The sequence below is a fragment of the Cupriavidus sp. SS-3 genome, from assembly GCF_035818815.1.
Lineage (GTDB): Bacteria > Pseudomonadota > Gammaproteobacteria > Burkholderiales > Burkholderiaceae > Cupriavidus > Cupriavidus taiwanensis_C.
Map to the genome: position 1 here is coordinate 23,902 of NZ_JAYLVT010000020.1, position 13,539 is coordinate 37,440.

Annotated in this window: 12 protein-coding genes; 3 read left to right on the forward strand and 9 right to left on the reverse strand. The window is 69.1% G+C overall.

Features of this window, described 5'->3' with window-relative positions:
- Positions 1 to 79: 79 nt before the first annotated feature.
- Entirely contained in the window at positions 80 to 1,297 is a 1,218-nt protein-coding gene (locus U9J39_RS24320; protein WP_116312445.1) for a cystathionine beta-lyase, read from the forward strand.
- 13 nt (positions 1,298 to 1,310) lie between these two features.
- On the opposite strand, the gene U9J39_RS24325 is transcribed toward U9J39_RS24320, so the two are convergent.
- From U9J39_RS24325 to mfd, 8 genes are all read right to left on the reverse strand, one after another.
- A complete protein-coding gene (locus U9J39_RS24325) occupies positions 1,311 to 1,550 on the reverse strand; it encodes a DUF2789 domain-containing protein (protein ID WP_115709167.1) in 240 nt (79 codons plus the stop codon).
- 99 nt (positions 1,551 to 1,649) lie between these two features.
- Positions 1,650 to 3,299 carry a PepSY-associated TM helix domain-containing protein gene (locus U9J39_RS24330; RefSeq protein ID WP_326348300.1) on the reverse strand — a complete coding sequence of 550 codons (1,650 nt, stop codon included), beginning with the start codon at positions 3,297 to 3,299 and terminating at the stop codon, positions 1,650 to 1,652.
- Between the two features lie 10 nt (positions 3,300 to 3,309).
- A complete protein-coding gene (locus tag U9J39_RS24335) occupies positions 3,310 to 3,621 on the reverse strand; it encodes a hypothetical protein (RefSeq protein WP_116312447.1) in 312 nt (103 codons plus the stop codon).
- The gene (locus tag U9J39_RS24340) at positions 3,618 to 3,905 is read right to left on the reverse strand and encodes a hypothetical protein (protein ID WP_326348301.1); all 288 of its coding nucleotides are present in this window, start codon (positions 3,903 to 3,905) and stop codon (positions 3,618 to 3,620) included. The genes U9J39_RS24335 and U9J39_RS24340 overlap by 4 nt, the downstream gene beginning before the upstream one ends.
- A 278-nt stretch (positions 3,906 to 4,183) precedes the next feature.
- Positions 4,184 to 5,038 (reverse strand): phosphoserine phosphatase SerB, encoded by an 855-nt coding sequence (gene serB / locus U9J39_RS24345; RefSeq protein WP_326348302.1) that lies wholly within the window; start codon positions 5,036 to 5,038, stop codon positions 4,184 to 4,186.
- Between the two features lie 107 nt (positions 5,039 to 5,145).
- A complete protein-coding gene (locus tag U9J39_RS24350; RefSeq protein ID WP_326348303.1) occupies positions 5,146 to 6,525 on the reverse strand; it encodes an amidohydrolase in 1,380 nt (459 codons plus the stop codon).
- Positions 6,526 to 6,664: 139 nt separating this feature from the next.
- The gene (argE, locus tag U9J39_RS24355; RefSeq protein ID WP_326348304.1) at positions 6,665 to 7,900 is read right to left on the reverse strand and encodes an acetylornithine deacetylase; all 1,236 of its coding nucleotides are present in this window, start codon (positions 7,898 to 7,900) and stop codon (positions 6,665 to 6,667) included.
- A 79-nt stretch (positions 7,901 to 7,979) separates the two neighbouring features.
- Positions 7,980 to 11,429, reverse strand: coding sequence for a transcription-repair coupling factor (mfd, locus tag U9J39_RS24360; protein WP_326348305.1), 3,450 nt, complete (start codon positions 11,427 to 11,429; stop codon positions 7,980 to 7,982).
- A 231-nt stretch (positions 11,430 to 11,660) separates the two neighbouring features.
- On the opposite strand from mfd, the gene ispD reads away from it, so the two are divergent.
- Together ispD and ispF are read left to right on the forward strand one after the other, a co-directional pair.
- The gene (ispD, locus tag U9J39_RS24365) at positions 11,661 to 12,401 is read left to right on the forward strand and encodes a 2-C-methyl-D-erythritol 4-phosphate cytidylyltransferase (protein WP_326348306.1); all 741 of its coding nucleotides are present in this window, start codon (positions 11,661 to 11,663) and stop codon (positions 12,399 to 12,401) included.
- Between the two features lie 4 nt (positions 12,402 to 12,405).
- On the forward strand, positions 12,406 to 12,915 hold the full coding sequence (ispF, locus tag U9J39_RS24370; RefSeq protein ID WP_115706715.1) for a 2-C-methyl-D-erythritol 2,4-cyclodiphosphate synthase: 510 nt from the start codon (positions 12,406 to 12,408) through the stop codon (positions 12,913 to 12,915).
- Between the two features lie 2 nt (positions 12,916 to 12,917).
- Here the strand turns inward: ispF and U9J39_RS24375 are convergent, their stop codons facing one another.
- Positions 12,918 to 13,490 (reverse strand): GNAT family N-acetyltransferase, encoded by a 573-nt coding sequence (locus U9J39_RS24375; protein WP_115680074.1) that lies wholly within the window; start codon positions 13,488 to 13,490, stop codon positions 12,918 to 12,920.
- Positions 13,491 to 13,539 lie beyond the last annotated feature (49 nt).

A 13,539-nucleotide genomic window follows, 5' to 3' on the forward strand; every position in this document is an offset into this window, starting at 1 on the left:
GACTGTGCCGCACTCTAAAGCACTCCGCCGCATTGGCTGGGTGACGCGGCCCCGCCCGGCAGCCAGCAAGGAAACCGCCGTGTCCGATTCCCCATCCGACAAGCCCGCATCCCATTACCTGCAGACCGTCGCGGTCCAGCCTGAGCTGGACATCGCTCCTGGCTTTGCCTCGTTCTCCCCGGCCACGCACCGCGGCTCGACCGTGGTGTTCCGCAACCTTGCCGAACTGCGCGCGCATGGCGACGGTGCCACCACCTACTGGCGCTACGGCCTGCATGCCACGCCGACCAGCGAGGCGCTGTGCCAGCACCTGGCGCTGCTCGAGGGCGCGCGCCACACGCTGCTGCAGCCGTCGGGCCTGGCGGCGATCTCGCTGGTGTATTTCGCGCTGCTCAAGAGCGGCGACGACGTGCTGGTGCCGCATAACGTCTACGGCCCCAACCGCGACCACGGCGAGTGGCTGGCGCGCGACTTCGGCGTGACCGTGCGCTACTACGATCCCATGGACGCCGCCGCGGTGCCCGGGCTGATCCAGCCCAACACGCGTCTGATCTGGATGGAGTCGCCCGGCTCGGTGACGATGGAAGTGCCCGACTGCGGCGCCATCGTCGCCGCGGCGCGTGCGCGCGGCGTGCTGACCGCGATCGACAATACCTGGTCGGCCGGCGTCTACTTCCGCCCGTTCGAGCACGGCATCGATATCTCGGTGCAGGCGCTGACCAAGTACCAGTCGGGCGGCAGCGACGTGCTGATGGGCGCGGTGCTGACCTGCGACGATGCCCTGCACGGCCGGCTCAAGCGCGCCCGCATGCTGATGGGCTGGGGCGTGTCCGCCGACGACTGCCACCTGGTGCTGCGCGCGCTGCCGAGCCTGCCGGTGCGGCTGGCGGCGCATGACCGCGCCGCACGCGAGGTGGCCGAATGGCTGCGCCAGCGGCCGGAGGTGGCCCGCGTGCTGCATCCCGCGCTGCCGGATTGTCCCGGCCATGCCAACTGGCGCCGCGAATTCACCGGCGCCAGCGGGCTGTTTGCCATCGTGCTGCGCGAGCGCTATACGCGCCAGCAGGTCGATGCCTTCGTCGAGGCCCTGCAGCTGTTTGCCATCGGCTGGTCGTGGGGCGGCGCGCACAGCCTGGCGGTGCCGTACCACGTGCAGGGCATGCGCCCGGCCGGCACCTGGCCGCCGGCGGGCTGGCACGATACCGGCGAGCTGGTGCGGCTCTATATCGGCCTGGAAGACACGCGCGACCTGATCGCCGACCTGCGCCAGGCGATCGAGGCCACGCTGTCCGCCTGAGCGGGCGACAATTTCAGGCTGGCTGCCTCAGCGCCAGGTTGAGCTGGTCGACGACTTCGGCCCAGTCGGCGTCGTCGAGCAGCTCGTCGCGCAGCAGGGCGGCCTGGGCGGGCGTCCAGAACGGGGCTTCGGCCAGCTCGAGGGTCTCGGGCAGCGGCGCATGCTTGCCGATGAAGTTGCGGATGCTGGCTTCGTCGGACGCCAGGCCAAGCTGGTCGAACAGTTCTGAAAACTGGTGGAAGGTCGGTTCCATGATGGTTGGGCTCGCGGTGGTTGACCTTTGCTAGTGTAGGGCAGTCCCGACAACAAAAAACGGACGCCGCGGCGTCCGTTTTTTTATTGCGGCAGCGCTTCAGCGCGACTCGGTGCCGGACATCGCCTTGGCCCCGGCAGCGGCGCTGGCGCCTGGTTGCGCCAGCCCTGCCCGCGGCATGGCCCAGACCGACTCCGCCGGCCCGCTGCGGGCGCGCCGCGCGGTGGCGCGGGCGAGGGCGACAAAACCCGCGGCCAGTGCGATCGCGCCGAGGTCGAAGCCGGCGATGATCCAGTGCCCGCTGGGGATGCTGTGCAGCAGGTGGTCGCCGGTCAGGATCGCGTTCGACAGCGGCACCGTCAGCGCGGCCAGCGCGGCGGCATAGAGCAGCTCCACCGCGGCGCGCACGGGCGCGCGCAGCAGCGCCCAGGCGCAGGCCAGGCCGAACACGATGAAATAGGTCTGGCTGACGGCGCGCTCGGGCCACAGCAGCGCCGCCGGGAAGCACAGCGCCACGCCGATGCAGCAGCCGATGCAGACGCCCACGGTGGCCTGCGCCAGCAGGCGATGCACGCGCGGCTGCTCGGCCTGGCGCAGCTTGCGCCGCGATTCGATCCACAGCAGGTTGCCCGAATAGAACAGGAAGGCGCCGGCCAGGCCGGCCAGCAGGTAGACCAGCCGCACCGGCAGCTCGCCGAAGGTGCCGAAATGCAGCGCGTACAGCGCGCTGTAGAGCCCGTGGTTGCCGTCGCGCGCGCCGGCGGTCTGGTTGGCCGTCAGCTGGCCGGCATTGGGTTCGCCGCTGGCGGCGTGGATGCCGACCGAGCCCAGGTTGCCGAGCGCCCGCGTGCTGGTGCCGCGCACTTCGACCACGGCGTTGGCGTCGCCGTAGCGCTGGAAGCGGAACGATTCTGGCGTGAAGCGCTCGCCGCCGTGTTCGCGCGCAATCTGCATCAGCGTGGCGGTGGGCAGCGTCGGCACCGCGCGCCCTGCGGCGACAACTTCCGGCACCGCGGTGGTGGCGGTCGGCACCGCCTCGAACAGGCGGCCGTTGAAGGTCAGCGTGTTGAACACCATCATCAGCACCAGCGACAGGCAGAACAGCGCCCCGGTGATGGCAAAGACCAGGTGGAAGGGCAGGCTGAACAGGCCCAGCACGTTGTGCGTGTCCATCCAGAAGCGCTTGAGGTTGCGCCCGGGGCGCACCGCGAACAGGTCCTTCTTCAGCCGCGGCAGGTGCAGCAGCACGCCGGACACCAGCGCCAGCCCGTACAGCACCGAGATCGCGCCCATGAAATAGATGCCACCGACCGGGATGCCGAGCGAATAGTGCAGGCTGTTCAGGAACGCCGACAGCTCGCCCATGACGTGGTCGCGCGAGGTGTCGCGCTGCATCGCCGCGTTGCCGGCCAGGCGCGCATCGGTGGTCATCTGCCACTCGCCGGCCTTGTCCTGCCAGTAGGCAGAGATACTGGGCTCGCCCTCCGACGGCATGATCACGTAGGCACTGGCCGCGGCTTCGGGATGGATCGCGACCAGCTTCTGCATGAAGCGGTCGACCGCGGCCGGGTCCGCCTGGGCCTCGACCGGCGCGCTGCCCTTGAGCCGTGACGGCGACTGCCAGACATGCAGCTCGTGGTGGAATACGGTGATCGCCCCGGCAAAGAAGGCGATAAACAGGGCCCAGCCGGCCATCAGGCCGACCCAGGTGTGCAGCGTCTGGTACAGGCGCAGGGTTGCGGTTTTCATGATGGCAATCTCAGGGAGTGGGCAGGGCGGCCAGTGCGGCCGGCGCCAGGCCGGCCAGGCGCAGCGCCCACAGCACGCCGAAGCCGAGCAGGTTGGCGCCGCCCAGCCATAGCCACGCACTGCGGCTGGAACGGAACAGCAGGCTGGCGCTGATGATCGCTACCCACACCGGCAGGCAGGCCGTCACGGATGCGACGATGCCGGTTTGCCAGCCGCCCGGCAGGGCCAGGATCGCCAGCGTGCACAGCACCATCGCCAGCGGCAGGCCGAGCAGCGTGCCGGCCAGCCACTTGGTACCCATGCCGGAGGTGTCCGCGCTCATGCTTGCTGCCCCCGCGCGCCGTGGCGCTTGCCTGCCGCCCAGGTGCCGATGAATGGCCATACCGACAGGGCGCACGGCACCGTGACCAGGCTGGCGGCGATGGCGACCGGCCAGCCATCGCTGAGGCTCCACAGCCAGGTGCTGACACAGGTCAGCGCCAGCCCCAGCCAGCCGGCCAGCCGCGGGCGGGTCAGGATGCCAGGCGGCAGCAACACCTGGTTGGGCGCAGCCAGGTACAGGCACGCGGCCGCAGCCAGGCCAAGAAGGACGGCCAGAACTTGCATGGGGCAATGTCAGATCAACGAAACATTAATAATAATGATTCGCATTTGTGTGCGCAAGCACCGGCTTGGGGGGTGTTCAGTTTGCCACTGTCGTTGCCGCGCCAGCGGGAACCCCGTGACAGCAAAAGACGCTGGATTCCCGCCTGCGCGGGAATGACGACGGTGCCTGATACCTTTTCGGGGAGTTCACTGCACCGGGAACGTCCCGCGCGGCGACGGCGCGCGAGCGGCGTCCGCGCGCGGCGGACGCTTCAGAAGGCGAGGCGCCTGGCGGGGGATCAGTGCGGGAACAGCGCCAGCAGGCCGTCGAGGCCGACGTGGTTGAAGGCGACGCTGGCCTGTGCGCGTACCACCGGCTTGGCGCGGAACGCCACCGACAGCCCGGCCACGGCCATCATCTTCAGGTCGTTCGAGCCATCGCCCATGACGATGGCCTGGTCCGGCGTGGCGCCGATCTGCGCGCAGATTTCCTGCACGGTGCGGGCCTTGACGTCGGCGTTGACGATCTCGCCGACGACGTTGCCGGTCAGCTTGCCGTCGACGATCTCGAGCGTGTTGGCGCGGGTGAAATCGAGCTGCAGGCGCGGCTTGAGCTGGTCGGTGAAGTGCACGAAGCCGCCGGATACCAGCAGCGTCTTCAGGCCCAGCGCGCGCACCGATTCCAGCATGCGCTCCGCGCCCGGCGACAGCCGCAGGCGCTCGGCATAGACGCGCTCCAGCACGGTGGCGTCCAGCCCCTTGAGCAGCGCCACGCGGCGGCGCAGGCTTTCGTTGAAGTCGGTGATCTCGCCGCGCATGGCGGCTTCGGTGATGGCGGAAACCTCGGCCTTGAGGCCGCAGAAGTCTGCGATCTCGTCGATGCACTCGATCGTGATCAGGGTCGAGTCCATATCCATCGCCACCAGGCGGAAGTCGGACAGTTTGCGCCCGGCCGGCACCACTGCCCAGTCGATCGCGCGCGGGCCGCAGAAATCATCGAGCGCGTCGCGCAGCGCCGGCGTCAGTGGTGCGCAGTCCTCGGCCACGGCCACGGTGTCGCTGCGCGGCACCAGTGCGGAAGCACGGGCCAGGGTGCGGGCGGTGTCGAGGTCGGCGGGGGACAGCGGGGCGAGGCTCTGCAGGATCAGGGGCATGGCGGACGGAAAATCGGGCGCTTGCCGCGGTCGTCGGCAAGGCGGAGGGGGCTGCAACGCGGCAAAAACGCTATTGTAGCCCCCCGCGGCGCGCACGGGCGATGCGCTCAGCGCTGCGCCATCACCATGTAGTCCACGGTCAGGCTCGACAGCGCGCGCACGCCGTTGATCAGCGCCGGCTCATCCACATAGAACTCTGGCGAGTGGTTCGACGGCGCCTTGGTCACATCCTGTCCCTTGGGCGTCACGCCGAGATTGAAGAACAGGCCCGGCACCTTCTCCTGGTAGAACGAAAAGTCCTCGGAGGCGGTGGCCTTGGGCGTGATCATCCAGTTGCCGTCGCCGGCCACGCGCTGCAGCGTGGGCGCCATCTTCTCGGTCAGCGCCGGCTGGTTGATGGTGGCGTTGTACAGCTCGACCACGCGGAAATTCGCCTCGGCGCCGGCGCTCGACGCAATCGCCTCGGTGGTGCGCTTCATGCGGGCGTGGATGTCCTTCTTCATGCCTTCGTCATAGGTGCGGATGGTGCCCATCATCTCGACCTTTTCCGGCACGATATTCATGCGGTTGCCGCCGTGGAAGGTGCCCACGGTGATCACCGACGGTTCCAGCATGGCGTTGACCTGGCGGCTCTGGATGGTCTGCAGCCCCATCACGATCTGCGACGCCACCACGATCGGGTCGATCCCGCCCCACGGCCGCGCGCCGTGCGTCTGGCGGCCCTTGACGTCGATCCAGAACTGGTCGGCCGCGGCCATCGACGCGCCGCTGCGCCAGCCCAGCTTGCCCGATTCGATGCCGCTGGTGACGTGCAGGCCGAAGATCGCGTCGACCTTCGGGTTGTCCAGCACGCCCTCGGCCACCATCTGCTTGGCACCCCACATGTTCGAGCCGTTGGGCTCGAAGTCGGCGGGGCTTTCCTCGGCCGGCTGGAAGATGAACTTGACCGAGCCGGGCAGCTGGTCCTTCATGCCGGCCAGCACCTCGGCCGTGGCCATCAGGATTGCCACGTGCGTGTCATGGCCGCAGGCGTGCATCACGTCGACTTCCTTGCCCAGGTACTGGCCCTTGGCCTTGGACGCGAACGGCACGTCGACGCGCTCCTTCACCGGCAGCGCGTCCATGTCGGCGCGCAGCGCCACCACCGGTCCGGGCTTGCCGCCCTTGAGCACGCCGACCACGCCGGTCTTGGCCACGCCGGTCTTTACCTCCATGCCGAGCTTGCGCAGGTGGTCCGCCACCAGCTTTGCGGTGCGGGTTTCGTAGTTGCCCAGTTCGGGATGCTGGTGGATATCGCGGCGCCAGGCGATCAGCTGCTTTTCCACCGCCCTGGCGCGGGTTTCGATCTGGGCATGCAGCGCATCGGCGCCGGCGGGTGCGGCAGGCGTCTGCGCCTGCGCGCTGTGGCACAGCAGGCCGGCGGCCAGGGCCAGGCCGGCGAGGGCGAAGCGGGTGGTGGAGCGGGATGCGGTGCGACGTACGGCCATGCAGGATCTCCTTCGTTGTTGTTGGTCTGATGCTGGCGGTGTGGTCGGCGCTCTGCAAAATGCAATGCACCGTGGAATGCAAAGTGGTTGCTCCCCTCTCCCAAAGGGAGAGGGGAGCAAGGGTTCGATACGCCGGCAGTCAGCTCACGCGCAGGCTGTCCACCACCTTGTGCAGGAACGCCTCGCACGCGGCCAGCTGTTCCAGCGCAACGAACTCGTCCGGCTTGTGCGCCTGCTGGATATCGCCGGGCCCGCATACCACCGCCGGAATGCCCGCGCGCTGGAACAGCCCGGCCTCGGTGCCGTAGGCCACCTTGTTGGTGTCGCGGTCCGCGGTCAGCGCGCGTACCAGTTGCGTGATCGCTTCCTGCTCGGCCACGTCGAGCGACGGCGCGGCGGCGATCTTGCTCAGCGTCAGGTCGGCATCGGCATGTTCGGCGCGCATCTTCGGCAGCAGCACGTCGTTGGCGTAGGCCTGGATGCGCGCGTAGATCGCTTCCGGATCGACGCCGGGCAGGTTGCGGAACTCGAACACGAACTCGCACAGCGCCGGGATCGTGTTGAGCGCAATGCCGCCCTGGATGGTGCCGGTCTGCGCGGTGGTGTAGGGCACGTCGAAGGCCTGGTCGTAGGGGCCGTTGGCCTTGAACTCGTCGGCGATGTCGCGGATGAAGCAGATCAGCCGCGCCGCGTATTCGATGGCGTTGACGCCGCGCGGCGTCAGCGACGAATGCGCGGCCTGGCCGCGCACGCAGCAGCGGTAGGCATTGATGCCCTTGTGCGCGACGATCACGCGCATGCTGGTGGGTTCGCCGACGATGCAGCCGCCGGGAGTCACGCCGCGCTCGCGCAGTTCGGCCAGCAGGTAGGGCGCGCCCATGCAGCCGATCTCTTCGTCGAACGACAGCGCGTAGTGCACCGGCTCGCGCAGGCGGGCCTCGAGGATGGCGGGCAGCAGCGACAGGCTGGTGCCGATAAAGCCCTTCATGTCGCAGGTGCCGCGGCCGTACAGCTTGCCGTCGCGCACCACCGGCTTGAACGGGTCGGTGGTCCAGGCCTGGCCGTCCACCGGCACCACGTCGGTATGGCCGGACAGCACGATGCCGCCGTTGGTTTCGCCATTGGCCGCGGGCACGGTGACGAACAGGTTGGCCTTGTCCCGTTGCGGGTTGTAGCTCAGATGCGGCTTCAACCCCTTGGCCAGGAAATGGTCGCGCACCGACTCGATCAGTCCCAGGTTGGAATTGCGGCTGGTGGTGTCGTACGCGACCAGACGCTGGGTCCATTCCAGCGCGCTGCCGCGCGCGGCGGTTTCAGGGACGGGCTGGCGGGAATGGGCTGGAGCGGCTTGGGCGGGGGCGGCTTGGGTCGGCATGGGGCGTTATCGCTAACTTGTTAAGGAATCGATGCTACACCCGGCCGCGCGCCGCGTCCATGCACGCCCGGCATCGGCGCTACGCCAGTTGCCGCAGCGTATGCTTGATGGTCTGCGCGCGCACCGCCACGTCCGGCATCTTGGCCTCGATGCGCAGCTTGTCCTGACCCGCCAGCTTGATATGGCGGTTCTTCTGGACCAGGTCGATGATGCGCATCGCGTCGATCGGCGGGTTGGGCACGAACTGCACGCTGATGGCGGCTTCGCCGGCGTCGATCTTGCGCACGCCCAGTGGCGCCGCGGCGATGCGCAGACGGTGCGTTTCCACCAGCGCCTGCGCCTGCGCCGGCAGCCGGCCGAAGCGGTCGACCAGCTCTTCCTGGATATCGTCGACGCGCTCGGGGGTCTCGCAGTTGGCTAGCCGCTTGTACAGCGACAGGCGCTCGTGCACGTCGGCGCAGTAGTCGTTGGGCAGCAGCGCCGGCGTGCCCAGGTTGATCTCGGTGGTGGCGGCCAGCGGCGCCATCAGGTCGGGCTCCTTGCCGGCCTTCAGCGCCTTGACCGCATGGTTGAGCATGTCGGTGTATAGCTGGAAGCCGATCTCGTGGATCTCGCCCGACTGCTTGTCGCCCAGCACCTCGCCGGCGCCGCGGATTTCCAGGTCATGCATGGCCAGGTAGAAGCCCGAGCCCAGTTCCTCCATCTGCTGGATCGCCTCGAGCCGGCGCTGCGCCTGCTTGGTCAGGCCGTCGACGTCATGCACCAGCAGGTAGGCATAGGCCTGGTGGTGCGAACGCCCGACGCGGCCGCGCAGCTGGTGCAGCTGCGCCAGCCCGAACTTGTCTGAGCGGTGGATCAGGATGGTGTTGGCGGTCGGCACGTCGATGCCGGTCTCGATGATGGTGGTGCACAGCAGGATGTTGTCGCGGCGCGAGACGAAGTCGCGCATCACGCGCTCCAGCTCGCGCTCGTGCATCTGGCCGTGCGCCACCGCGATGCGCGCCTCGGGCACCAGCTCGGCGAGCTTCGCGCGCTTGTTCTCGATGGTCTCGACCTCGTTGTGCAGGAAGTAGACCTGCCCGCCGCGCTTGAGCTCGCGCAGGATGGCCTCGCGGATCACGCCGTCTTCCTCGCGCCGCACGAAGGTCTTGATCGCCAGCCGCTTCTGCGGCGCGGTAGCGATCACCGAGAAGTCGCGCAGCCCTTCCAGCGCCATGCCCAGCGTGCGCGGGATCGGCGTGGCGGTCAGCGTCAGCACGTCGACCTCGGCGCGCAGCGACTTCAGCGCTTCCTTCTGGCGCACGCCGAAGCGGTGCTCCTCGTCGATGATGACCAGGCCCAGGCGCTGGAATTTCACCTGGTCGGACAGGATCTTGTGGGTGCCGATGACGATGTCGACGCTGCCCTCGTTGATCTGTTTGATGGCCGCGTCGATCTCTTTCTTGGTCTTGAAGCGCGACAGCTCGACGATGCGCACCGGCCATTCGGCGAAGCGGTCGGACAGCGTCTGGAAATGCTGTTCGGCCAGCAGCGTGGTCGGCGCCAGCATCGCCACCTGCTTGCCGCCGAGCACGGCGACAAAGGCCGCGCGCAGCGCCACCTCGGTCTTGCCGAAGCCGACGTCGCCACAGACCAGCCGGTCCATCGGCTTGCCCGAAGTCATGTCGGCGATCACCGCGGCGATCGCGGCGGCCTGGTCGGGGGTTTCCTCGAAGCCGAAGCTTTCGGCGAAGGTCTCGTAGTCTTTCGGCGAGAGCGGGAAGGCGAAACCCTCGCGCGCGGCGCGGCGCGCGTACAGGTTGAGCAGTTCGGCGGCAGTGTCGCGGATCTGCTGCGCAGCGCGGCGCTTGGCCTTGTCCCATTGGCCCGAGCCGAGGTGGTGCAGCGGGGCGGTATCGGGATCGGCGCCCGAATAGCGCGAGATCACGTGCAGCTGGTGCACCGGCACGTACAGCTTGCTGCCCTTGTCGTAGTCCAGGTGCAGGAACTCTTCGTCGCCCTGGCCCATGTCCAGCGTCACCAGGCCCTGGTAGCGGCCGATGCCGTGCTCGCTGTGCACCACCGGGTCGCCGATCTTCAGCTCGGCCAGGTCGCGCACCATCGAATCGACGGCCGAGGCCTGCTCCTGCTTGCGGCGGCCGGTGCGGCGCGCGGTGCCGGCGTAGAGCTCGGCTTCGGTGACGAAGGCCAGTTGCGCCTGCGGCAGCGCAAAGCCGCTCTGCAGCGGCGCCACCGCGATCGAGAAATGCGCGTCGCCGGCCAGGAACGCGGCAAAGTCATCGACCGGATGCGGACGCAGGCCGCTTTCGGCAAACAGCTGCAGCAGCGTCTCGCGCCGGCCGGCGGAGTCGGCGCACATCAGCACGCGGGTCTGCCGGTCGAGCAGCAGCGACTCCAGGTTGACCAGCGGGTCTTCGGCGCGGCGGTTGACCGCGACGTCGGGCAGGATGCCCGAGAACGCCGGCATCTCCGCGCCGGCTTCCACCTGCAGCACCAGCCGCGCCATCGGCTTGGCGGCGACGAAGAACTGCTCCTCGGACAGGAACAGGTCCGCGGGCGGCAGCAGCGGGCGCTCGCGGTCGTGGCGCATGAAGTTGTAGCGCTGCGTGGTGTCGGCCCAGAAGCGGCGGATGGCCTCGTCGATGTTGCCGGCGAATACCAGCTGGGTGTCGGCGGGCAGGTAGTCGAACACGGTGGCGCTGTGCTCGAAGAACAGCGGCAGGTAGTATTCGATGCCGGCCGACGGCACGCCGTTGCCGATGTCCTTGTAGATCGGCGACTTGGTCGGGTCGCCTTCGAACACCTCGCGCCAGCGGCCGCGGAAGGCGGTGCGCGCGGCTTCGTCGAGCGGGAACTCGCGCCCGGGCAGCAGCCGCACTTCCTTGACCGGATACAGGCTGCGCTGCGTGTCCGGATCGAAGGCGCGGATGGTCTCGATCTCGTCGCCGAACAGGTCGATGCGGTATGGCAGCGCCGAGCCCATCGGGTACAGGTCGATCAGGCCGCCGCGCACGCTGTATTCGCCGGGCCGCATCACCGCGCTGACGTGCTCGTAGCCGGCCAGCGTGAACTGTGCCTTGAGCGCGGCCTCGTCGAGCCGCTCGCCCTGCTTGAAGAAGAAGGTGTAGGCGGCCAGGAAGGCCGGCGGCGCGAGCCGGTACAGCGCGGTGGTGGCGGGCACCAGCATCACGTCGCACTGGCCGGTCTGGATGTCGTGCAGGGTCGCCAGGCGCTCGGACACCAGGTCCTGGTGCGGCGAAAAGCTGTCGTAGGGCAGGGTTTCCCAGTCGGGCAGCAGGCGCACGCGCAGCTCCGGCGCGAACCACGGGATCTCCTCGGCCAGGCGCTGCGCATCGACCGCATGCGAGCACACCACCGCCAGCATCGGCGCGCGCTCGCGGTGCTGGCGCGCATAAGCGGCCACCGCGAGCGCATCGGCGGAGCCGCGCAGGCCGGCCACGCTGTGGCGCAGCCCCGGCTTGACCAGCGGCAGGTTGACAAAGGGAAAGGCGGGCGTGGCGTCAGGCATGTCGGCAGGGGGCGTTCAAAACGACGACGCCCCGCCGGCATTGCGGGCGGGGGTCGGAACCGGGGACTCCAGGTGCCGGTGGCGCCCTGCCGGTTACGGCGAAGCGGCATGGCGACCGGCAAGGGCCGTATTATAGAATGCGCACCGGTTGTCCCGCAGCCGCCCGTGGTGCCGCACCATTGGCCGGGCCGGCCGGCAGTCCCGCGCTTCTTTTCACTCCACGCCGATCCTGTGTCCGCTCGCCGCTTTGCCCTGATTCCCTGTGCCGGTACCGGCAGCCGTGCCGGCGGCGCCGTGCCCAAGCAATACCAGACCGTGGCCGGCCGGCCGATGATCTGGTACGCGCTGGCGGCGTTCTCGGCGTGCGACGCCATCAGCGCCAGCGCGCTGGTACTGGCCCCCGACGACATGCCGCTGGAATCGCGCTTCGGCGCGGCCGCCTTTGCCGGGCTGCGCTTCGATACCGCCTTTGTCGGCGGCGACAGCCGCCATGCCTCGGTGCTGGCGGGCCTGCACCACCTGGCGCAGCTGGGCGCGACCGACGCCGACTGGGTGCTGGTGCACGATGCCGCGCGCCCGGGCCTGACCCCGGCGATGATCCACGCGCTGGTGCGCGCGGTGGAAAGCGACGGCGACGACGATCCCGACGCCGCCATCGGCGGCATCCTGGCGGTGCCGGTGCCGGATACGCTGAAGCGGGCCCAGGACGATGCCCGTATCGGCGCCACGGTGCCGCGCGAAGGGCTGTGGCAGGCCCAGACGCCGCAGATGTTCCGCCTGGGCGTGCTGCGCCAGGCGCTGCAGGACGCCATGGCGGCCGGCGCGGTGGTGACCGACGAGGCCAGCGCGATCGAGCGCCTGGGCTTGCATCCGCGGCTGGTCAACGGCTCGCTGCGCAATTTCAAGGTGACTTACCCGGAGGACTTCGCGCTGGCCGAAGTGCTGCTGGGCAGCCACGCCAAAGGAGCATGACCGCATGATGCCTTTCGATATCCGGGTGGGACAGGGCTATGACGTCCACGCGCTGGTGCCCGGCCGCAAGCTGATCCTGGGTGGGGTCGAGATCCCGCACGACCGTGGCCTGCTGGGCCATTCCGATGCCGATGCGCTGCTGCACGCGGTCACCGACGCGCTCTTCGGCGCGGCCGCGCTGGGCGATATCGGCCGTCATTTCCCCGACACCGACGCACGCTTCGCTGGCGCCGACAGCCGCGCGCTGCTGCGCGAGGCGGCACGCCGCGTGCGCGAGGCCGGCTATGAGATCGGCAATGTCGACGCCACGGTGATCGCGCAGGCGCCCAAGCTGGCGCCGCATATCGGCGCCATGGTGGCCAACCTGGCCGAAGACCTGGCGATTGCGCGCGGGCGCTGCAACGTCAAGGCCAAGACCAACGAGAAGCTGGGCTTCGAAGGCCGCCAGGAAGGCATCGTGGCGCAGGCCGCGGTGTTGCTCTGGCGCGCCTCGGTGGCGGACGCGCAGGACTGAACTCAGGCGCGCGGCGTGTCCGCCGCGGTGTCTTCGGGCGGGATGGCGTAGGTGTAGTCGATCAGCCGCGCCATCGCGCCGCTGCGTGCGCCGGCCTCGGTGCGCTTGGTGAATCCCATTTGCTGGCACAGGCGGTTGGCCGACGCCATTTCGGGCATGGTGCGCACCACCAGCGTCGACGCGCCGATATCGCGCGCGCGCTGGATGCAGATCTGCATGAGCGTGCGGCCCAGCCCCAGGCCGCGCGCCTGCGGGCTGACCGACAGCAGCCGTGCTTCGGGCTGGGTCAGGGTGATGGTGCTGCCGTCCAGCGCCGGCAGTGTCGCGCCCGGGTGGCAGAACAGCACCGCGCCCATGATGCCGTGATCGGTCTCCGCCACCCACCATTCCATGTCCGGGTGGCTGGTCGCCAGCACGGCCTGCATGCCGCGCTGGAACGAGGCGCGGCAATCTTCCATGATGGCGAGCTCGTATTGCCCGTAGGCCTGTTGCGTGACGGCGGCGATATCGCCCCAGTCATGCACCGCCGCCAGGCGGTAATGGAAGCGGGGGGAAGTCGGCGAAGGCAGGGTCATGGCAGGCTGAAAGTGCGGATCCTGCCTGGATTGTAGGCGGATCGCCGCG